Consider the following 19559-nt stretch of genomic DNA (forward strand, 5'->3'; position numbering starts at 1 on the left):
TGGCGGTATTGTGGCGCGGTTCGTTCATCCGGGTCGGATGCGTTTCGGCAGCAAGGCGCTGGCGATCGCACCCATGATGAGGACGGCCGCAGCCCAGTCCTGCCAGTGCGGCACTTCCCCGACGATCACCGTGGCAGACAGCGTGCCGATCAGCGGCACGGCCATGATCGAGAACGCGCTGGCCGACGGCGGCAGGCGGCGCGCCATGCCGAACCAGATGATCTGCGCGAAGCCGTAGTTGATCGTCGCGCCCCACAGCAGCGACGCCCACATCGGTGCACTGAAGCGCCACTCCGGTGCGGGCTCGGCCAAGGCGGCAACGGCCCAGAAGACGACCGAGCCCATCAGCATCATCCACACCGTGATCGCCTCGGTCGGCAGCGTACTGCGCGTGCGCCGCATCAGCACCGTGCCCAGCGCCCAGGAAAAAGCCGCCACCTGCATGTAGACGATGCCGACCGGGCGCCCGGCCAGCGCGTTGAGCTCCTGGGCGATCAGCAGCCCGACGGCCGCCGCGCCGCAGACCACGCTGATCCAGACGCGGCGATCCAGCCGTTCACCGAACAGCGCGGCGGCGATCAGCACGGTCCAGATCGGCATCGTGAAGCCGAGGATGGCAGCACGCCCGGAAGCCAGCTCGCGCACGCCGAGGATCGAGAACAGGTGCCAGCCGAGGATGTTGGGCAGGGCCAGCCAGCCGACCAGCGCCGCGTCGCGCAGTGTGAGCCGCATCGAGACGCCGCGCGCAGCGTAGAAGGCCAGCAGCAGCAACGCCCCGCCGCTCATCGTCACCGCACGGAAGTACAGCGGCGTCAGCTCGCGCAGCGAGAACTTCATCATCGGCCAGTTCACGCCCCACATCAGCGTGAGCAGGGCCAGAGCCCAGAACTGACGCTTGGAGAGCATCAGACGGCCACGGGAGCCTTGATGTGCGGGTGGTGCTGGTAGTCCAGGATCTCGAAGTCCTCGTACTCGTAGCCGAAGATCGAATCCGGCCGGCGCCTGATGTTCAGCACCGGGTAGGGATGGGGCTGGCGTGACAGCTGCAACTCGACCTGCTCGAAGTGGTTGTTGTAGATATGGCAGTCGCCGCCGGTCCAGACAAAGTCGCCGACGCCCAGGTCGCATTGCTGCGCGACCATGTGTGTCAGCAGCGCATAACTGGCGATGTTGAAAGGCACGCCCAGGAAGATGTCGGCGCTGCGCTGGTAGAGCTGGCAGCTCAGCCTGCCGTCGGCGACGTAGAACTGGAACAGCGCGTGGCAGGGCATCAGCGCCATCTTCGACAGCTCGGCGACGTTCCAGGCGCTGACGATGATGCGACGCGAGTCGGGGTTGGACTTCAGCGTCTTGATCACCTCGGCGATCTGGTCGACGTGCCCGCCGTCGGGTGTGGGCCATGAGCGCCATTGAACCCCGTAGACCGGTCCCAGGTCGCCGTCCTCGCGCGCCCATTCGTCCCAGATCGTCACGCCATGCTCCCTCAGCCAGCTCACATTGCTGTCTCCGCGCAGGAACCACAGCAGTTCGTAGACGATGGACTTGGTGTGCAGCTTCTTGGTCGTCACCATCGGGAAGCCTTCGCTCAGGTCGAAGCGCATCTGGTGGCCGAACACGCTGCGCGTGCCGGTGCCGGTGCGGTCGGTCTTGGGCGTGCCATGTGCGTAGACATGGCGCATGAAGTCTTCGTATTGCGAACGAACCGGACGGGGGCTGGCGAACGTCATGGAGCTCTCGGAAAAGCGTGATTATCAGGCGGTGTCGAACTGCAGCGCCGCCAGTCGGGCATACAGGCCGTCGCGTGCGATCAGCTCGGCGTGCGAGCCGATTTCGACGATGCGGCCGTGCTCCATCACGACGATGCGGTCGGCGCGCTGCACGGTGGCCAGCCGGTGGGCGATCACCAGCGTGGTGCGGTTGGCCATCGCGGCCTCCAGCGCCGCCTGCACCATGCGCTCGCTCTCGGCATCGAGCGCACTGGTGGCTTCGTCGAGCAGCAGCAGCGGCGGGTTCTTCAACATCGCACGCGCGATCGAGATGCGCTGGCGCTGCCCGCCGGACAGCCGCACGCCGCGCTCGCCGAGATAGGTCTGGTAGCCCTCGGGCAGGGCCATCAGGAAGTCGTGGGCGAAGGCCGCCCGCGCGGCGGCGACGACCTCGTCGTCGCTGGCGTCAGGGCGGCCGTAGCGGATGTTCTCCATCGCGGAGGTCGAGAAGATCACGCTCTCCTGCGGCACGATGCCGATGCGCGAGCGCAGCTCGGGCAACGCGACGTCCCGCACCGCGACGCCGTTGATCTCGATGCGGCCCTCCTGCGCGTCATAGAACCGCAGCAGCAGCTGGAACACGGTGGTCTTGCCGGCGCCGCTGGGGCCCACCAGCGCCACGGTCTCGCCGGGCCGCACGTCGAGCGTTGCGTGCTGCAGCGCCGGCGTTTGCGGCCGCGAGGGATAACGGAAGCCGACGTTGTCCAGCCGCAGTGCGGAGCCGCCTGCGACCGCAGGCAGCGGCCGGGGCTGCGCCGGCGATGCGATCGGCGAACGGGTCGCCAGCAGCTCCATCAACCGCTCGGTGGCGCCTGCTGCGCGCAGCAGGTCGCCGTACACCTCGGCCAGCACTGCCACCGAGCTGACGAGCAGGATCACGTAGACGACGGTCTGCCCGAGGTGGCCGGCGCTGATTTCCCCGGCCAGCACCGCCTGGGTGCCCTGGTACAGCCCCCACAGCAAGGCGCCGAAGGTGGCGCTGATGACGAACGCGACCAGCACCGCACGCATGCGGGTGCGTCGCACCGCGGTCGAGAAGGCGCGCTCGGTGGACTCGTCGAAGCGCCGCGCCTCGTATGCTTCCTGCGTGTAGCTCTGCACCACCGGCACCGCGTTCAGCACTTCGGCGGCGATGGCGCTGGAATCGGCCACGCGGTCCTGGCTGGCGCGCGAGAGGCTGCGCACGCGCCGCCCGAACCACAGCGTGGGCAGCACGACGAGCACCAGGATGCCGAGCACCTGCGTCATCACGTAGGGGTTGGTGACCACCAGCATCGCCAGCGCGCCGATGCCCATGACGGTGTTGCGCAACCCCATCGACAGGCTGGAGCCCACGACGGTCTGCACCAGCGTCGTGTCGGTCGTCAGCCGCGAGAGCACTTCGCCGGTCTGCGTGCTCTCGAAGAATTCGGGGCTTTGCCGGATCACGTGGCGGTACACCGCGTCGCGCAGGTCGGCGGTGATGCGTTCGCCGAGCCAGCTGACCATGTAGAAGCGCGCCGCCGAGAACAGCCCCAAGGCCGCGCCGACCGCAAACAGCAGCAGAAAGTGCCCGCGCAGCGCCAGCAGCCGCTCGCCCGGATCGGCCGCGATCAGCCCCTGATCGATCAGGCCGCGCAGCGCGATCGGAAAGACCAGCGTGGTGAGTGCCGCCATCACGAGGAACAGGCCGGCCAGCAGGATGCGGCCGCGGTAGGGCGCCAGGAAGGGCCCGAGCCCCGCCAGCGATCGGACCGATCGTGCAGGGACCGGCGTGCTGGAGGCGGCAACGGCGGGGCTGGCGGGGCTCGTGGCAGACATGGCGGGCAGTGTAGGCGAGCGAGGCACGGACCACCGATGCAGGGTGAAGACCGTGGTGCCATTCAGGTGCCTTGACAATTGTTGCCTAAGCAATTAAATTTCCGCTGCACTCCGGATGGCCTGGCCCGATGACCCGCTCCGACCGTACTCTCGATGTTTTCTACCACCCCGGCAGCTATGGCGCCGAGGAGAGCGTCGGCCTGCTGATGAAGCGCGCGCTGGGCCTGTTGCTGCAGGAGAGCGACAAGCGTCTCGCACCGCACGGGCTGACCAACGCGCAATGGGGCCCGCTGTTCAAGATCCGCAAGTCGCAGGCGACCACGGTGGCCGAACTGGCGCGACAGATGCACATGGACGCCGGCGCGATGACACGGCTGCTCGACCGGCTGGAGGCCAAGGGTCTGTGCCGGCGGGTGCGCTCCACCGAGGACCGCCGCGTGGTGCAGATCGAGCTGACACGGGACGGCGAGCGTATCGCCGACGAAGTGCCGGCCGTGCTGTCGGACGTGATGAACGGGCTGCTCGCCGGCTTCTCCGTGCAGGAGTGGGAAAGCCTCAAGGGCTACCTGCGGCGCATGATCGCCAACGGCGAAGCGGGGCGAAGCGAGGGGGCGGAGTGAACGCGGGCCGGATGAGGACCCGTTTTTCTGATCCATACATTTGCCTAGGCAAATTCAGCTGCAGCAAGCTTTGAACGAGATGAAACAGCACCTACAACGGCCTTCGTGGTCCTTGCTCGTGGCGTGTGCCTTGTCGACCGCACTCGCAGGCTGCGCCAGCACCGCCGGCATCGAGCCGCAAGCGCGGGCGCTGCCGGCGCTCGACGCGGGGCTGGCCGAGACGGGCACCAGCGCCGACCTGAGCCCCGAATGGTGGCGTGAATTGCACGACGGTCGTCTGGACGGCCTGATCGCTCGCGCCTTGCAGGGCAACCCGGACCTGCGCGCCGCCCGCGCCCGCGTCGAGCGCGCTGCAGCGGCCACCGTGGCGGCCGACGCTGCCGGGATGCCGCAGGTGAACGGCTCGCTCGACGCGACGCGCCAGCGCTACACCGAGAACGGTGCGGTGCCGTACCCGCTGGCCGGGTCGACCCGCGATAGCGGCGCCGTGCAACTGGCCGGCAGCTGGGAACTCGACTTCTTCGGCCGTCACCGGGCGCAGCTCCAGGCGGCGCTCGGCATCGAGCGGGCTGCACGGGCCGAGGTCGCGGCCGCTCGCGTGATGCTGGCGGCTCAGGTCGCACGCCAGTACGTGCAGCTCGGCCGGCTGTTCGAGCAGCGCAGCGTCGCCGAGCGCTCGCTCGCGCAGCGGCAAGAGGTGCTGGGCCTGATCCGCCAGCGTGTCGGCGCGGGTCTGGACACGCAGGTCGAACTGCGCCAGGGCGAGGGCGCGCTGCCCGAGATCCGCCAGCAGCTCGAGAGCCTGGACGAGCAGATCGCGCTGGGCCGCCACGCGCTGGCCGCCTTGACGGCCCAGCCGCCGCACGCACTGAACGGTTTGCAGCCGGCGCTGCCCGCCCTGCATGACGTGCCGCTGCCGCAACAGGTACCCGCCGACCTGCTGGGCCACCGCGCCGATGTCGAAGCCGCGCGCTGGCGCGTGGAGGCAGCAACGCAGGATGTGGCCATGGCCAAGACGCAGTTCTATCCCAACGTCAACCTCAGCGCTTTCGTCGGCCTGTCGTCGATCGGCCTGGACCGGCTGATCGACGCCGGCAGCCGTCAATACGGCGCCGGGCCGGCGCTGCGGCGCCGATCTTCGACGCCGGTCGGCTGCGCGCCCACCTGCGCGGCAAGACGGCCGAACTCGACGCGGCGGTCGAAGGCTACAACGCTGCCGTCATCGATGCGGTGCGCGACGTCGCGGACCAGCTCGCGTCGCGCCGTTCCGTCGAGCGCCAGCGCCGCGAGCGGCAGGCGGCGCAGGCGGCGGCCGAAGCCGCTTACGACTTCGCGTTGCAGCGCTACCGCGCCGGCCTGGGCGGGTACCTGACCGTACTGACCGCCGAAAACAACGTGCTGGCCCAGCGCCGGCTGGCCGCGGACCTCAGGGCCCGCGCATTGGACACGCACATCGCGCTGATGCGATCGCTCGGTGGGGGTCATGTGGCCCTACCGGTCGAAACGCACGCCCGGCGCTGACACCTCGAACAAGAGCAAAGGACCTCCTCATGAACACCGAGATCAAGACCGATGCCCCTGCCGCTGCCCCGACGATGAAAGCGCGCCGCAAGCAGGGCCTGACCCTGGTCGCGGCCGTCGTGCTGCTGGCCGGCGTGGGCTACGGTGCCTACCACGCGTTCATCGGCAGTCGCTACGAGAGCACCGACAACGCCTATGTGCAGGGCGACCTGGTGCAGGTCACGCCACAGGTCGGCGGCACCGTGCTGTCCGTGCGCGCGAGCGACACCGACTTCGTCAAGGCCGGTCAGACGCTCGTCAACCTCGACCCGGCCGATGCGCGTGTCGCGCTCGAGCAGGCGGAGGCGCAACTGGCGCAGACGGTGCGCGAAGTGCGCGTGCTGTACGCCAACAACTCGGCGCTGCAGGCGCAGATCGCCGCGCGTGAGGCGGACCTCGCGCGGGCGCAGGCCGAGGTGGCGCGCGCGCAGGACGACGTCGCCCGGCGCGCTCCGCTGGTCAGGACCGGCGCGGTCGGCAAAGAAGAGTTCGACCACGCCGACGCGCAGCTTTCCGCAGCCCGCAGCGCTGCGGCGGCCGCGCAGTCGGCCGTGCTGGCGGCCCGCGAGCAGCTGGGCTCCAACCAGTCGCTGACGGACGGCACCACGGTCGAGCGACACCCGAGCGTGCAGCGGGCCGCGGCCCGGGTGCGCGAGGCCTATCTGGCGCTCAAGCGGGTCGAGCTGCCCGCGCCGGTGGACGGCTACGTCGCCCGGCGCAGCGTACAGGTCGGCCAGCGTGTGCAGGCCGGCGCGCCGCTGATGGCCATCGTGCCGCTCAAGCAGGTGTGGGTCGACGCGAACTTCAAGGAAAGCCAGCTGCAGCGGCTGCGCATCGGCCAGCCTGTCACGCTGACGGCCGACGTCTACGGCGATGCAGTGGAATTCCACGGCACCGTGGCAGGCCTCGGCGCCGGCACCGGCGCGGCCTTCTCGCTGCTGCCGGCGCAGAACGCCACGGGCAACTGGATCAAGGTGGTGCAGCGTGTGCCGGTGCGCATCGTGCTCGATGCGCAGCAGCTGGAGGCGCATCCGCTGCAGGTCGGGCTGTCGATGGAGGCGCGCGTCGACGTGAGCCGCCAGGACGGCAAGATCCTCGCCGACACGCAACGCAGCGCCGCGGTGTCGACCACCGCCGTGTTCGACGAAGCCGACCGCGACGCACAGGCCGAGGTCGAGCGCGTCATCGCGACGCACCTCGGGCGGCCGGTGCGCGCCCTGGCATCGCCGCGTGGCGGCTCGGCCAAGTCCCGGCCGGTGGCCGTCGCCGCGGGCGTGCGGTCCTGAGCGGCGGTGCGGCGATGAGCGCTCCCTCTCAGGCCATGGCGGCGCCTGTGCCGCTGCAGGGCCGGGCGCTGGTGCTCGGCACGCTGGCGCTGTCACTGGCCACTTTCATGAACGTGCTCGACACGTCGATCGCGAACGTGTCGCTGCCGGCCATCGCCGGTGATCTGGGCGTCAGCCCCGACCAGGGCACCTGGGTGATCACCAGTTTCGGCGTGGCCAATGCGATCTCGCTGCCGCTGACCGGCTGGCTGACACAGCGTTTCGGCGCGGTGCGGCTGTTCACCGCCAGTGTGCTGCTGTTCGTGCTGTCGTCGTGGCTGTGCGGGCTGGCGCCGACGCTGGAAATGCTGATCGCCTTCCGGGTGCTGCAAGGGCTGGTCGCCGGGCCGATGATTCCGCTGTCGCAGACGCTGCTGCTGTCGAGCTACCCGCGGGCCCAGGCCGGGTCGGCGCTCGCGATGTGGTCGATGACGACGCTGGTGGCGCCGGTGGTCGGCCCGCTGCTGGGCGGCTGGATCACCGACAACGTGTCGTGGCCGTGGATCTTCTACATCAACGTGCCGGTCGGGCTGGCTGCGGCCGCGGTCACGTGGGCGCTGTACCGGCACCGCGAGACGCCGACGCGGCGCCTGCCGATCGACGCCGTCGGCCTGGGGCTGCTGGTGCTGTGGGTCGGTGCGCTGCAGGTGATGCTCGACAAGGGCAAGGAGCTGGACTGGTTCCATTCGGGGCAGATCGTGGCGCTCGCCGTCCTTGCCGGTGTCGGCTTCGTGGTGTTCGTGATCTGGGAGCTGACCGAGGAGCACCCCATCGTCGATCTGCGGCTGTTCAAGCGTCGCAACTTCGCGCTTGGCTCGGTGACGCTCGCGGTCGGCTATTGCCTGTTCTTCGGCAACGTGGTCATCCTGCCGCTGTGGCTGCAGCAGTACATGGGCTATACCGCCACCGCGGCCGGCATGGCGCTGGCGCCGGTGGGCGTGCTGGCGATCGTGCTCTCACCGCTGGTCGGCCGCAACGTCGCACGGCTCGACCCGCGCTGGCTCACCACGGTGGCGTTCACGCTGTTCGCGCTGGTGCTGTGGATGCGCTCGAACTTCACGCCGCAGGCCGACCAATGGACCATCCTGGTGCCGACCATCGTGCAGGGCGCCGCGGTCGCGTTCTTTTTCATCCCGCTGATGAGCATCACCTTGTCCGGGCTGACGCCCGACCGGCTGCCGGCGGCCTCCGGCCTGAGCAACTTCGCGCGCATCACCGCGGGTGCCTTCGGCACGTCGATCGCGACGACGCTGTGGTCCGACCGCGCGGCGATGCACCATGCCCACTTGACCGAACACATCAGCGCAGGGAACCCTGTCACTGCCGACGCGCTGGGCAAGCTGTCGGGCTCGGGGCTGGGCTCGGACCAGGCGCTGGCCTACCTCAACCGGCTGATCGACCAGCAGGCGTATACCCGGGCGGCCGACGACCTGTTCTTCGGCTCGGCGCTGCTGTTCCTCGCGCTGGTGGGGCTGGCATGGTTCACGCGCCGGCCGCCGCCGAGCGGGGGTGGCGCCGCGGCGGATGCAGGCGGCGCGCACTGAGCGAGCCCGGTCGGTCTACAGGCGCAGCCGGTCGGCATAGCCGGTCATTTCGAGGTAGCCGCCGCCGACGCGCCGCCCCTGTGCATCCAGCAGCGTGCTCAGCCCCTCCCAGTAGACCGCGCCGCTGGAGCCCCGGCTGTCGAGCTCCTGCGCGTCGAGCCGGGCCCGCACCTCGTGGCGCCCGGCAGGTGTGTCGACCTGCCATTCGACCGGATAGCTCGCGCCCGTGGCGGCACTGGTCCAGCGGCGTCCGGGCGTGAAATGCACGTCGCCGGGCTCGAACGCGCGGGCCTCGCCGCCGGCAGGCCGATAGCTGCCTCCGGCCCACAGCGTGGAGCCGTCGCGCCGACGCAGCCGGAACGCGGTGAGTGCTGCGCCGTCGTCGAAATTCATGCCGATCCAGTCCCAGCCGACCGCGGCGTCGTCCAGCAGGGTCTCGCTCCATTCGTGGTCGAGCCAGGCGCGGCCTTGTACCGCGTGCATCTCGGGGCCCAGTGAGACGCGCCCCTGCACGTCGAGCTGCGGCTGCGAGTAGTAGTAGCTGGCCTGCTCGGCATGGGGCCCCTTGCGCGAATAGCCGCCTTGGCCTTGCAGCAGCACCGGCTGCGTTTCGCGGATGCGCAGGTCCAGCCCGAACCCCTGCGCGGGCAGCAACGCCTCATAAACGCTGCGCTCGACGGGCCCCCGGCGGCGCAGCACCCAGTCGCGCAGCTTCACGTCGGTGTCCGCCGGCGCGGCTTCGGCAATGCCGAAGCCGGCACGGGCGATGCGCTGGTCGTGCACCAGTCGCTGCCCCTGCAGGTCGGTCAGCGCGGCATGGGCGAACAGCAGCTGGGTTGCCGCGAAGCGGCTCGGGTTGCCTTGCGCGGTGTCGACGCGTGAGCGGAAGAAGGTGAGCTGGAAGCCGAATTCGCGGCCCGGGGCCTGCAGCGCACCGGTGATGTACCACCACTCGGTGCGGTAGTCCGGGTGTGCGCCGAAGTCGCGCGGGAAGGCGAGGGCAGCGCCGGGCTGCACGACCGGAGCGGCCTGCGCCGCGAACGGTGCGCCGGCGGCCAGCCACTGCAGCAGGTGGCGCCGGCGCATCACCAGTCCTCCTTCACGGCCAGCACGGCGTCGCGCCCGGCCGCGGCACGCCCGGCCACCAAGGCGGTCATGGTGCCGGCGACGACGACTGCGGCGCCCAGGGCCAACAGGCGTGCCCAGGGCAGCAGCAGCTCCATCGTCCAGTGGAAGCTCTGTGGGTTGACGACGTGCACCAGCACCACGCTGACCGCCAGACCGAGCGCGAGGCCGAGCACCGCGCCGACGGCCGTCCAGGCCGCCCCTTCGCCCGCCACCACCGCGAGCACCTCGCCGCACGTGAAACCCAGGTGCTGCAGCAGCCCGAACTCCTTGCGGCGCGCCAGCACTTGCGCCGAAAAGCTGGCGGCGATGCCGAACAGGCCGATGCCGATCGCGACCGCCTGCAGCCAGTAGGTCACTGCGAAGCTGCGGTCGAAGATCTGCAGCGAGCGCTCGCGGATCTCGGCCACCGACGCAAACTCGATCAGCCCCGGCTCCGGCGCCAAGGTGCGCACCCGGGCCTGCACCTCGGCGAGCGAGGCGCCCGCCTCGAGCCACAGTGCGAGGTCGTTGACACGCGTGTCGCCGGTCAGCCGGACGAAGTCGCGGCTGGCGATGACGACCGAGCCGTGCTGGCGCGCGTAGTCCCGCCAGACGCCGCGCACGAAAACCGGCACCGGCGGTTGCCCGGGCACCAGGGGAAGCGCGAGCCGCGTGCCGGGGCGGGCGTTGTAGAGATCGACCATCGCCTCGCTGACGTAGACGGCGATCTCGCCGTCGGGGGCCGGCAGCAGTTCGCCGGCGAGCGGCAGCGTGCGGCCGGCGTCGTCCAGCGTGCGGGCGATCAGTGCCACGCCGGGGCGGGCCGGATCGAGGTCGAGTGTCGTCACGCGCAGCGTCTCGACACGCGCCACGCCGGGCAGCGCCGCAGCCGCCCGCGCCATCGCGGCTGGCAGGTAGACCGCATCTGCCGTGCCGGTGCTGGTCGCGGTGCGCGCATAGAGGTCGGCCGGCAGCACCGCGTCGAGCCAGCGTGCGACCGAATCGCGAAAACTGGCGACCATGACGGTCAGTGCGACGGCCAGGCTCAGACTGGCCACCACACCGGCGACCGCGATGGTGGCGGTGTGGCGCATGCGGCGTGCCCGTTCCAGCGCCAGCAGCGTCTGGGGCGAGTGCGGGGCCGGCAGTGCTCGCAGCAGCAGCGCGACCCCTTCGGGCACACAGGCGATGCCGCCGACCAGCAGCGCGGCGACCGACAAATAGGCGAACAGCGGCAGCCCGCCGATCGGCGGCAGCAGCGCCATCGCGGCCCCGGCAACCAGCAGCGCGAGGCCGAGGCCGCGATGGCGCGTCACCAGCATGCGGTCGCCCAGCCCTTTCAGCGCTTGCGCGGGCGCCATGCGTTGTATTGCACGGGCGGGCACCCAGCCGCCGACGAGAGCCGCCGCCACTCCCAGCGTGCCGTACAGCAACGCGGCCGGCGCCGAGAATTGCAGCGAGGGCGTGATGCCCGGGAAGTATCCGCCGCCGAGATCACCGCCCAGCAGCCGCAGCGCCAGCGCTGCCAGGCCGGTGCCGAGTGCGAGGCCCAGCACGCTGCCGACGGTCCCGAGCAGCGCCGACTCTGCCAGCACCAGCGCCAGTCGCTCGCGCGGCGACAGGCCCAGCACGCCGAGCAGCGCGAACTGCGGCAGCCGTTTCGCCACCGACAGCGACAACACCGAGAAGACCAGGAAACCGCCGGTGAACAGCGCCACCAGCGACAGCACGGTGAGGTTCACTCGGTAGGCACGCGACACGTTGGACACGCGCTGCGTCGCGGCGTCGGGGGCGACGGCACGCACCCCGGGAGGCAGATCCAGCCCGGCGAGCACCTGCTCGGGCACCGCGCCGGTGACGAACCGGAGGTCGATGCGCGACAGCCGTCCCAGCCGCTCCAGCGCCCATTGCGCTGCGGCGATGTCCATCACGCCCACCGGCGATCCGGCCGCGCCGATGCTGCCGAACACCCGCAGCGGCCGCCAGTGCAAGCCGATCTGCACTTCGATCGTGTCCCCCACTTGAACGCCCAGGGCCTGCTGCGCCATCGCGTTGAGAGCGACGCCATCGGCGGCGAACAGGTCCAGGCGGTCCCGGCCATCGGCAAGGCGCGGCACAAGGGCGGGAGACACCGGCGCGGCCACCAGCGCGTCGATCCCGACCAGCCGCAGCCGCAGCCGCTCGCTGCCGCCGGGACGCCGCGCATAGGTGTCGGCTTCGACCACCGGGCTGGCGTGCGCGATCTGCGGGTGCGCCGCAACCCGTTCGTACAGGGCCTCGTCGAAGCCTCCGGCGCTGCTGCGCAGCTCCAGGTCCGGCTCGCCGTTGACCGAGCGCACCGCGGCGCTGAACTCACTGAGCGCCGACCGGTTGATCAGGTGCACCGCGAACGCGAGCGCGACGCCGAGCAGCACCGCCAGCACCGCGGTGGCGTGCCGCCACGGGTGGCGGCGCCACTCGTTGAGCGTGTAGACGCGTAGCAGCGCGACGAGCGGCGCGGGTGGGGGCGGTGGGGCAGCGTCGATCATGGGCAAGGCGTGCGGGCGCCCCCATTGTGCTCAACGCGAGAAGCAATCGCGGTATCCTTGCCCGCTTCTCCGGAAGCCGTACGGCACGGGCACGGCCCGTTCGTTGCTTGGCTTTTTGCTTGTCGTCACCGCTGCGAGGCGCCGCGCCGTGTTTTCTCCCCCTCTCGCAGGCGGTCCCTCCGACCGCCGCCGACGCTGGATCACCTTGCGTGGCTGGGTGCTCGGGCTGGGGCTGCCACGCGCGCTGACGGTGCTCACGGCCGGCATCTGGCTGGCAGCGCTGTGCATCACCTTCTTGGTGCAGTTCGCGCTTCAACGCGGGTCGCTGGCCCTTGGCATGACCATCGCGTCGCTGTGCGTGCTGACCATCGCCCCGGCAGCCGGCTACGCGGTGCTCAAGCTGCTCTATGAGCTGGAATCGTCGCGCCAGCAGATCCGTCAGCTGGCGATCACCGACGAACTCACCGGAAGCTACAACCGGCGCTACTTCATGGAGGTGGCTGAAGTCGAGTTGCTGCGTGCGCGCCGCTATGGTGTGCCGATGTCTCTGATCCTGATCGACGCAGACCACTTCAAGCGCGTCAACGACACGCATGGACACCAGTGCGGCGACGCGCTGCTCCGCCAGATCGCGCTGGCCTGCCGCGACAGCTTGCGCGGTACCGACGTCATCGCGCGCCTCGGCGGCGAGGAACTGATCGTGCTGCTGCCGCAGACCGGCCTGGCCGGCGCGTTGACGATGGCCGAGCGCATCCGCGAACGGGTCGCGCAGTTGGCGATCCAATGGCGCGAGCAGAAGGTCGAGGCGACGGTGAGTTTGGGCGTCGCGGCTCTTCGTGCCGACACGCCGACGCTCGACGCGCTGATCCACGAGGCCGATATCGCGCTCTACGACGCCAAGCGCAGCGGCCGCAACCGCGTGTGCAGCTGGAACGCCGACCGGCCGTGGCTGGCCGGCGCTCAGGGCACCTGACGCAGCGGAGCGCGGGGCACGTTGTCGTTCGCGTCGGTCATCAGGTCGATGCCGCAGCTCAAGGCCTGCACCCGCTCGATCACCTCGTGCACCGCCTTGCCTTTCATCGGGGCCCCGTGCTGCGGCACGATCATCTCGATCGGCAGCGTGCGCACCCTGTTCGCCCAGCGGCGCAGCACCTTGTTCGAAACCATCGGGCGCCGGTGGAAGTTTTCCTTGTACGGGATGCGCTTTGCCAGGTGACGAACTCGCTCGGCTTCAGGTCCAGCCCCATCGAGCCGCCCAGGTCACCCCAGAACAGGATGCGGCTCGTCGGATCGTAGAACCGGAAGTTGCCTTCCGCGTGCAGCAAGTGCGCCGGCAGCGCGATCAGGCACGAGCCGCCGATGGGGACGTCCATGCCCTCGTCGGGCATGCCGACGATGCGGCCTTCGGTCTTGCCCGGCTTGCAGAAGTGCGGCACGAAGCGCTATCAGGCAGGTGTTGCCCATGTGTCCAGTCTGAACAGGCCAGCCAAATGAAAGTCACCCGCCTGCCGGGGCGGACTCCCGGCACGGCAGCACAATGGAGCACAGCGTTACAAGCAGCAGTCAGCCGTCAGCGAGCAGCATAAGCACCCCAGCCCCGGCCTACACAGCCCCGTCCACCACCCCGCCTGCCGTCAACCGCACCACCCGATCCGCCATCGCCGCCGCCCCACGCGAGTGCGTCACCAACACGCACGCCGCCCCTTGCCCGCGTACCTGCTCCATCAACGCCCCCATCACTTGCCCGGCCGTGGCCGGATCGAGATTCCCGGACGGCTCATCGGCGAGCAACAACGCCGGCCGATGGATCAATGCACGCGCGATGGCGACCCGTTGCAGCTGCCCGCCCGACAACTGCTGCGGCAGCCGCTGCCCGAGCCCGGCAAGCCCGACCGCCGCGAGTGCCTGCTCGACACGCGCGTCGTCCGGTGTGCCGAGCAGCAACAAGGGCAGGCTCACGTTCTGCGCCACGCTCAAATGCGGCAGCACATGAAAGGCCTGGAACACGAAGCCCACCTGTCGGCGCCGGAACTGTGCCTGTTCCGCCTCGCTGGCCCGGGTGACGTTCAGGCCCTGCACATGCACCTCGCCGGCATCCGGCACGTCGAGCCCGGCAATGCAGTTGAGCAGCGTCGATTTGCCGACACCTGACTCGCCGAGGATGGCGACGAACTCGCCGCCTCGAACCTGCAGGTCAACGCCCTCGAACACGCGCTCGTCGCCGTAGCGCTTCGCGAGTCCGCGCACGTCGAGCACCAGCGTCATGCGCTTCCCACCGCGGCTTGCACGCGCGCGACCACCTGCTCGACCGCGTCGGGGGCATCGCAGGCCACCACCTGTCGGTGCGGCATGCCGCGCAGCCAGGTGAGCTGGCGTTTCGCCAGCTGGCGCGTGGCGGCGACGCCGCGCTCGGCGAGGTGCTCGGGCGGGAACAGCCCGTCGAGCATCTCCCAGGCTTGCCGGTAGCCGACGCAGCGCATCGACGGCATGGCCGCCGTCAGGTCAGCTCGTGCCCGCAAGCGCCGTACTTCGCCGATGAAGCCCTCGGCCAGCATCTGTTCGAAGCGCTGCGCGATGCGCCGATGCAGCCACGCCCGGTCGTGCGGTTCGAGCGAGATCAACGGGGCTGCCGCGCCGATCGACGAGGGCGCGGAAAAGCGGTCGGTGTGGAAGGCCGACAGCGGTCGGCCGCAGACGCGATGGACCTCCAGCGCGCGCTGGATGCGCTGCGCGTCGTTCGGCGACAGGCGTGCGGCGGTGGCCGGGTCGAGCCGCGCGAGCTGGGCGTGCAGGGCCGGCCAGCCCATGCGTGCGGCTTCGGCGTCGATCTCGGCACGGACGGCGGCATCGGCAGCGGGCAGCGCGTCGATGCCGTCGAACAGCGCCTTGAAATACAGCATGGTGCCCCCGACGAGCAGTGGCAGCCGCCCGCGCGCACGGATCTCGTCGACCAGGCGCTTGGCGTCGGCGACGAATTGCGCGGCCGAGTACGTCTGGTTCGGTTCGATGATGTCGATCAGGTGATGAGGCACGGCGGCCAGTTCGTCGGCGCCGGGTTTCGCGGTGCCGATGTCCATGCCGCGGTAGACCAGCGCGGAGTCGACGCTGACGATCTCGATCGGCAGTGCCTGCGCGACGGCCAGCGCGGCAGCGGTCTTGCCCGATGCGGTGGGGCCTGCCACGCAGACATAGTGCGGCCTCGCGGGTGTCGGTCCCTCCGGGAGAGAGTTCGCCCCTTCGGGCGTCTGCCGGGCTGCGCTCATGCCGTTGCGGCCGGTCGCGGCTCGCCGTGGCGGCGCACGAGCACCAGCGCGGCGAAAGTGAGCAGCACGGACCAGAACGCGATGGTCAGTGCCAGCGGATACACGGTGCCGTCGAAGCTCCAGCCGATCCAGTTGCCGGTCGCGAAGGCCAGCACCATGCACAGGAAGCCCGACAGCGCTGCCGCGGTGCCGGCGCGCGCCGGGAACGGCCCGACCGCGCCGACATGGGCGCAAGGCTGGTGGATGCCGTGCGCGACGAGATAGACGAACTGCGGCACCATCAACGCGAGCGGGTGGTGCACGCCGGCCAGCGCGAGCGCTGCGATCGACACCCCCGCGGCCAGCGAAAGGAAGGCGGCGAGCCGTATGGTGCGCACCAGGCCGCGCTGGGGGATCAGGCGCTGGCACCAGAACGAGCCGACGAGATAGCCCGAGACCACCAGCGAGAAGGCGACGCCGAACTGCCGGCGCGTGAGGCCCAGCACGTCGACCAGCACGAAGGACGAGCCGGCGATGAAGCTGAACAGCCCGGCATAGGTAAAGCTTGCGACCGCGGTGTAGGCCCAGAAGGTCGGGTGCCGCAGGATCTCGCCCCAGTGCCGCAGCAGCGGGCCGAAACGCAGTGCGTGCGGGTCGCGCCGCCCGATGCTTTCCGGCAACCGCAGGCCGACGAAGGCGAGGCCGATGGCGCCGAAGACCGTCAGCGTCGCGAACGCGCCGCGCCAGCCGAGCGTCGTCTCGATGACCCCGCCGAACATCGGCCCGAGCAGCGGGATCGCACTCATCCACACCATCGCGCGCGCCAGCACGCGCGCACCCTCGTGCGGGGCGTAGAAGTCTCGCAGCATCGCCCTCGCACACATCACGCAGGCAGCCATGCCGATGCCCTGCGCCGCGCGGCACGTGATCAGCCACGCGATGTGCGGCGCGGCGATCGCCAGCGCACTGGCCGCCGTGTACAGCACCAGCCCCCCCAGCAGTACCGGTCGGCGGCCCAGCCGGTCGGCCAGTGGACCGAGCGCCAACTGGGCGGCGCCGAAACTGATGATCATCACGCTCAACGTGAGCTGCACGGTGGCGATCGGCACCCCTAACAGGCCGGGCAGCGACGGCAGCGAAGGCAGGTAGAGGTCGGTCGAGATCGGCTGCGTGCCGAGCAGCAGCACCAGCGCCAGCACCACGGTTTCGTTGCGCGGATGGGGGCGTTCGAGCGGTGCGGGTGCAGAGGACGTAACGGAGGACGGCGGCATCCCGGCAGCGTAGCAGAGGCGACCGCAGTGCCCGTGCGTGCTGCGCACCCGACGAAGTGAAGCCTCGCCAGCCGTCAGGCCTCGACTGAGTCGGGCTTACGGTTTCACACATACGCTCACGTTCGCCGCATCGGGTCGAACGGGATCTGATCCCACAATGCCTGCGGCGCGGCCACCGATGCGGGCGGTCGGCCCGGCCTCAGACCACGATGTACCCGCACGCAAGGAGTCCTGCCATGTCGTCGATGTTCTCGGTTTCGCGTTTCCTGCGCAGCACGGCCTGTGCGGTGTCGCTCTGCGTGGGCCTCACGGCTTTTGCGCAGCCGGCGCATGCCACGCTGATCTCGACCGAACAGGTCGCTCAGGAGGCCGCCGCGCAGGCACGCACGGCGGCCGGACAGACGCAGCGCGACGCGCTCGCCGGCCACCTCGACCGGCCCGAGTTGTTGGCCAAGCTGCAGGAGTGGGGCGTCACGCCCGAGCAGGCCCGTGAGCGCGTCGCCGCGCTGACCGACGAGGAAGCTGCAGCGCTGGTCGCGCAGATCGATTCGGCACCGGCCGGCGGCGACGTGATCGGCGCGATCATCTTCGTGTTCGTGCTGCTGTTGATCACCGACATCCTCGGCTTCACGAAGATTTTCCCGTTCACCCGCTCGGTGCGTTGAAGGCGCGGGGCAAGCGGCCGCGCGGATGACGAATCCACCGCAGCGCGAACGACGCCGGCTGCTGGCCGGCGTGGCCGCTTTCGGCGCCGTCTCGCTGACAGGCTGCGCGACGCAGACGGCCGAGCTGCTCGACACGCGTGCGGTGGCTGCCGGGCTGCCCCGGCGCGTCGAGCTCGCCCAGGTGCCGTTCTTTCCCCAGGACCAGCGCTTCCTTTGCGGCCCGGAGTCGCTGGCAGCGGTGCTGCAGGCGGCAGGCGTCGCTGCGACGCCGCCGCAATTGGTGCCGCAGGTGTACCTGCCCGGCCGCGAAGGGTCGCTGCAGGCCGAGATGCTTGCCGCGACGCGGCGGCAGGGCGGGGTCGCGGTCATGCTGCCGCCGCAGCTGGAGGCGTTGTGCCGCGAGCTGGCCGCGGGCACGCCGGTCGTCATCCTGCAGAACCTGGGGCTCGCGGTGTCACCGGTGTGGCACTACGCCGTCGCGGTCGGCTATGACCTCGACGAGCGCACGGTGCTGCTGCGTTCCGGTCGTGAGCGCCGCATGGTGATGAGCCTGCGCACGTTCGAGCACACCTGGGCACGCTCGGCGTACTGGGCTTTCGTGGCGGTGGCGCCGGGGCTGGTGCCGGTGACGGCCGGCGAAGCCGAGATGACCCGCGCGCTGGTGGCCTTCGAGCGGGTGGCGGCTCCGGAGCTGGCGTCGCGTGCGTATACCGCTGCAGTGCAGCGATGGCCCGCCAACGTGACGCTGCTGATGGGGCAGGGCAACACGTTGTATGCTGCCGGGCGCAAACGCGAGGCGGCCGAGGTGTTCGAAGCCACGGCCCGGCACCACGAGCACGGCGCCGCGTGGGTCAACCTCGGGTTGGTCCAGCTGGAGCTGGGCCACCTGTCGCAAGCCGAGGCCGCCGCGCGCCGCGCGGTCGAACTCGGCGGCAACTGGTCGGCGCAAGCGAACAAACTGCTGCGCAAGGTCGAAGCCGCACAGCAACAAACCAAGCCATAGTCGGAGAGAGTCAGCATGAAAACCGTTCTGGCGGTCGTGGGAGCGGCCTTGATCGTGCTCGGCGGCGTGATCCTGTTCAACGGGCTGTCGTTTTCGTCGAACGAGACCGTGTTCCAGTTGGGCGAGTTCAAGGCGCAGGTGCAGACCGAGAAGCGCCTGCCGACATGGTCGGGCGGCCTGGCGCTGGCGGCCGGCGTCGTGCTGCTGGTCGTGGGCCTGAAGAAGTGAGCCTGGCGTCGCCGCCGCGCGCCGCGCCGCTGGCGTCCCCCCTGGGGGCGCACGAAGCGCGCAGGGGGAGCGTCAAAACGTCTCGTCGCCGCGCAGATAGCGCCACTGGCCCGGCGGCAGGTCGCCGAGCATCACGCGCCCGATGCGGACGCGCTTGAGCCCGACCACCTTCAGCCCCACGGCTTCGCACATGCGCCGGATCTGCCGCTTCTTGCCTTCGCGCAGCACGAAGCGCAGCTGATCCTCGTTCTGCCACCACACTTTGGCCGGCAGCAGCGGCTTGCCGTCCAGCCACAAACCGTGGTTGAGCGTGCCCAGGTCGGCCTCGGGGAAGACGTCGCGCACCGGCCCGGGCCGGCCGTATTGCACGCGCACCAGGTATTCCTTCTCGATCTCCGAGTCGTGTCCGATCAGCCGCTTCGCGATGCGGCCGTCCTGCGTCAGCACCAGCAGCCCGACCGAGTCGATGTCCAGCCGGCCGGCGGGCGCGAGGTTGCGCAGGTGTTCGCGCTTGAAGCGCAGCCCGGTCGGGTCGCCGTTCCAGTGGTTCTGCGGCGTGACCAGTGTCACCGCCGGCTCGTAGCCGTCTTCGGCCTGGCCGCTCACATACCCGATCGGCTTGTTCAGCAAGACCGTGACGAGTTGGGCCTGGAAGGCCCTGGCAGCCGGGTCGACGGTGATCTGCTGCTCGGGCGAGACCCGTGCGCCGAGTTCGCTGACGACCGCGCCGTCGACGCGCACCCAGCCGCGCGCGATCCACTCGTCGGCTTCACGGCGCGAGGCGAGGCCGAGTTCGCTCATGCGCTTCGACAGGCGCGGGTGTTGTTCGTCCGCGGCTGGTGCGGCGCGGGTGACAGGCCGGGCGGGCGCTGGCGGTGCAGCGACGGGCGGTGTGGGAAC

The 19559-nt window shown here is 70.3% G+C and carries 16 protein-coding genes and 2 pseudogenes; 8 read left to right on the plus strand and 10 right to left on the minus strand.

Annotation, left to right across the window (positions count from 1 at the left end; genetic code table 11):
* Positions 1 to 24 precede the first annotated feature (24 nt).
* Genes M8A51_RS11890 through M8A51_RS11900 form a run of 3 tightly spaced genes read right to left on the minus strand, consistent with a single transcriptional unit; the run spans position 25 to position 3566 of the window.
* Complete coding sequence (locus tag M8A51_RS11890; RefSeq protein WP_251778669.1) at positions 25 to 906, minus strand: DMT family transporter; 882 nt, start codon at positions 904 to 906, stop codon at positions 25 to 27.
* The gene (locus M8A51_RS11895; RefSeq protein ID WP_251778671.1) at positions 906 to 1727 is read right to left on the minus strand and encodes a thymidylate synthase; all 822 of its coding nucleotides are present in this window, start codon (positions 1725 to 1727) and stop codon (positions 906 to 908) included. The genes M8A51_RS11890 and M8A51_RS11895 overlap by 1 nt, the downstream gene beginning before the upstream one ends.
* A gap of 24 nt (positions 1728 to 1751) precedes the next feature.
* Entirely contained in the window at positions 1752 to 3566 is a 1815-nt protein-coding gene (locus M8A51_RS11900; protein ID WP_251778673.1) for an ABC transporter transmembrane domain-containing protein, read from the minus strand.
* A gap of 128 nt (positions 3567 to 3694) precedes the next feature.
* Between M8A51_RS11900 and M8A51_RS11905 the strand changes: the two genes are divergently transcribed.
* The 4 genes and pseudogenes from M8A51_RS11905 (at position 3695) to M8A51_RS11920 (ending at position 8615) form a co-directional block, all read left to right on the plus strand.
* The gene (locus M8A51_RS11905) at positions 3695 to 4186 is read left to right on the plus strand and encodes a MarR family winged helix-turn-helix transcriptional regulator (protein WP_251778675.1); all 492 of its coding nucleotides are present in this window, start codon (positions 3695 to 3697) and stop codon (positions 4184 to 4186) included.
* Positions 4187 to 4265: 79 nt separating this feature from the next.
* Positions 4266 to 5707 (plus strand): annotated as a pseudogene (locus M8A51_RS11910) (efflux transporter outer membrane subunit).
* 29 nt (positions 5708 to 5736) lie between these two features.
* A complete protein-coding gene (locus M8A51_RS11915) occupies positions 5737 to 7032 on the plus strand; it encodes an HlyD family secretion protein (RefSeq protein ID WP_251778677.1) in 1296 nt (431 codons plus the stop codon).
* Between the two features lie 14 nt (positions 7033 to 7046).
* Positions 7047 to 8615, plus strand: a complete 1569-nt coding sequence (locus tag M8A51_RS11920; RefSeq protein ID WP_251778679.1) for a DHA2 family efflux MFS transporter permease subunit — start codon at positions 7047 to 7049, stop codon at positions 8613 to 8615.
* A gap of 15 nt (positions 8616 to 8630) precedes the next feature.
* On the opposite strand, the gene M8A51_RS11925 is transcribed toward M8A51_RS11920, so the two are convergent.
* On the minus strand, positions 8631 to 9701 hold the full coding sequence (locus M8A51_RS11925; protein WP_251778681.1) for a lipocalin-like domain-containing protein: 1071 nt from the start codon (positions 9699 to 9701) through the stop codon (positions 8631 to 8633).
* The gene (locus M8A51_RS11930) at positions 9701 to 12250 is read right to left on the minus strand and encodes an FtsX-like permease family protein (protein WP_251778683.1); all 2550 of its coding nucleotides are present in this window, start codon (positions 12248 to 12250) and stop codon (positions 9701 to 9703) included. The genes M8A51_RS11925 and M8A51_RS11930 overlap by 1 nt, the downstream gene beginning before the upstream one ends.
* A 148-nt stretch (positions 12251 to 12398) precedes the next feature.
* Here M8A51_RS11930 and M8A51_RS11935 point away from each other — a divergent pair, with 148 nt between their 5' ends.
* Positions 12399 to 13223: a GGDEF domain-containing protein gene (locus M8A51_RS11935; protein ID WP_251778685.1), complete on the plus strand. Its 825-nt coding sequence runs from the start codon at positions 12399 to 12401 to the stop codon at positions 13221 to 13223.
* Here the strand turns inward: M8A51_RS11935 and M8A51_RS26530 are convergent.
* From M8A51_RS26530 to M8A51_RS11960, 4 genes and pseudogenes are all read right to left on the minus strand, one after another.
* A pseudogene (locus M8A51_RS26530) lies at positions 13211 to 13638 on the minus strand (oxygen-binding di-iron domain-containing protein). The gene M8A51_RS11935 and the pseudogene M8A51_RS26530 sit on opposite strands and share 13 nt — an antisense overlap.
* Before the next feature lie 214 nt (positions 13639 to 13852).
* On the minus strand, positions 13853 to 14515 hold the full coding sequence (locus tag M8A51_RS11950) for an ABC transporter ATP-binding protein (protein ID WP_280926085.1): 663 nt from the start codon (positions 14513 to 14515) through the stop codon (positions 13853 to 13855).
* On the minus strand, positions 14512 to 15513 hold the full coding sequence (gene miaA / locus M8A51_RS11955) for a tRNA (adenosine(37)-N6)-dimethylallyltransferase MiaA (protein ID WP_251778689.1): 1002 nt from the start codon (positions 15511 to 15513) through the stop codon (positions 14512 to 14514). Before miaA ends, M8A51_RS11950 begins: the two co-directional genes overlap by 4 nt.
* A complete protein-coding gene (locus M8A51_RS11960) occupies positions 15510 to 16763 on the minus strand; it encodes a multidrug effflux MFS transporter (protein ID WP_251778691.1) in 1254 nt (417 codons plus the stop codon). The genes miaA and M8A51_RS11960 overlap by 4 nt, the downstream gene beginning before the upstream one ends.
* A 236-nt stretch (positions 16764 to 16999) precedes the next feature.
* Between M8A51_RS11960 and M8A51_RS11965 the strand changes: the two genes are divergently transcribed.
* From M8A51_RS11965 to M8A51_RS11975, 3 genes are read left to right on the plus strand one after another with little or no spacing between them, the layout of a single operon-like run.
* Positions 17000 to 17428, plus strand: coding sequence for a PA2779 family protein (locus M8A51_RS11965; RefSeq protein ID WP_251778693.1), 429 nt, complete (start codon positions 17000 to 17002; stop codon positions 17426 to 17428).
* Between the two features lie 25 nt (positions 17429 to 17453).
* Positions 17454 to 18431 carry a PA2778 family cysteine peptidase gene (locus tag M8A51_RS11970; protein ID WP_251778694.1) on the plus strand — a complete coding sequence of 326 codons (978 nt, stop codon included), beginning with the start codon at positions 17454 to 17456 and terminating at the stop codon, positions 18429 to 18431.
* 15 nt (positions 18432 to 18446) lie between these two features.
* Complete coding sequence (locus tag M8A51_RS11975) at positions 18447 to 18659, plus strand: hypothetical protein (RefSeq protein WP_251778696.1); 213 nt, start codon at positions 18447 to 18449, stop codon at positions 18657 to 18659.
* A gap of 72 nt (positions 18660 to 18731) precedes the next feature.
* Here the strand turns inward: M8A51_RS11975 and M8A51_RS11980 are convergent, their stop codons facing one another.
* A complete protein-coding gene (locus tag M8A51_RS11980; protein WP_251778870.1) occupies positions 18732 to 19460 on the minus strand; it encodes a pseudouridine synthase in 729 nt (242 codons plus the stop codon).
* Positions 19461 to 19559 lie beyond the last annotated feature (99 nt).

This window comes from Caldimonas mangrovi, from assembly GCF_023721835.1.
Lineage (GTDB): Bacteria > Pseudomonadota > Gammaproteobacteria > Burkholderiales > Burkholderiaceae_C > Caldimonas > Caldimonas mangrovi.

Coding starts and splice junctions, on each gene's coding strand:
- M8A51_RS11975 (WP_251778696.1), top strand. CDS start 18,447: ATGAAAACCGTTCTGGCGGTCGTGGGAGCGGCCTTGATCGTGCTCGGC.
- M8A51_RS11960 (WP_251778691.1), bottom strand. CDS start 16,763: ATGCCGCCGTCCTCCGTTACGTCCTCTGCACCCGCACCGCTCGAACGC.
- M8A51_RS11915 (WP_251778677.1), top strand. CDS start 5,737: ATGAACACCGAGATCAAGACCGATGCCCCTGCCGCTGCCCCGACGATG.
- M8A51_RS11925 (WP_251778681.1), bottom strand. CDS start 9,701: ATGCGCCGGCGCCACCTGCTGCAGTGGCTGGCCGCCGGCGCACCGTTC.
- M8A51_RS11970 (WP_251778694.1), top strand. CDS start 17,454: ATGACGAATCCACCGCAGCGCGAACGACGCCGGCTGCTGGCCGGCGTG.
- M8A51_RS11930 (WP_251778683.1), bottom strand. CDS start 12,250: ATGATCGACGCTGCCCCACCGCCCCCACCCGCGCCGCTCGTCGCGCTG.
- M8A51_RS11895 (WP_251778671.1), bottom strand. CDS start 1,727: ATGACGTTCGCCAGCCCCCGTCCGGTTCGTTCGCAATACGAAGACTTC.
- M8A51_RS11900 (WP_251778673.1), bottom strand. CDS start 3,566: ATGTCTGCCACGAGCCCCGCCAGCCCCGCCGTTGCCGCCTCCAGCACG.
- M8A51_RS11980 (WP_251778870.1), bottom strand. CDS start 19,460: ATGAGCGAACTCGGCCTCGCCTCGCGCCGTGAAGCCGACGAGTGGATC.
- miaA (WP_251778689.1), bottom strand. CDS start 15,513: ATGAGCGCAGCCCGGCAGACGCCCGAAGGGGCGAACTCTCTCCCGGAG.
- M8A51_RS11905 (WP_251778675.1), top strand. CDS start 3,695: ATGACCCGCTCCGACCGTACTCTCGATGTTTTCTACCACCCCGGCAGC.
- M8A51_RS11965 (WP_251778693.1), top strand. CDS start 17,000: ATGTCGTCGATGTTCTCGGTTTCGCGTTTCCTGCGCAGCACGGCCTGT.
- M8A51_RS11890 (WP_251778669.1), bottom strand. CDS start 906: ATGCTCTCCAAGCGTCAGTTCTGGGCTCTGGCCCTGCTCACGCTGATG.
- M8A51_RS11950 (WP_280926085.1), bottom strand. CDS start 14,515: ATGACGCTGGTGCTCGACGTGCGCGGACTCGCGAAGCGCTACGGCGAC.
- M8A51_RS11920 (WP_251778679.1), top strand. CDS start 7,047: ATGAGCGCTCCCTCTCAGGCCATGGCGGCGCCTGTGCCGCTGCAGGGC.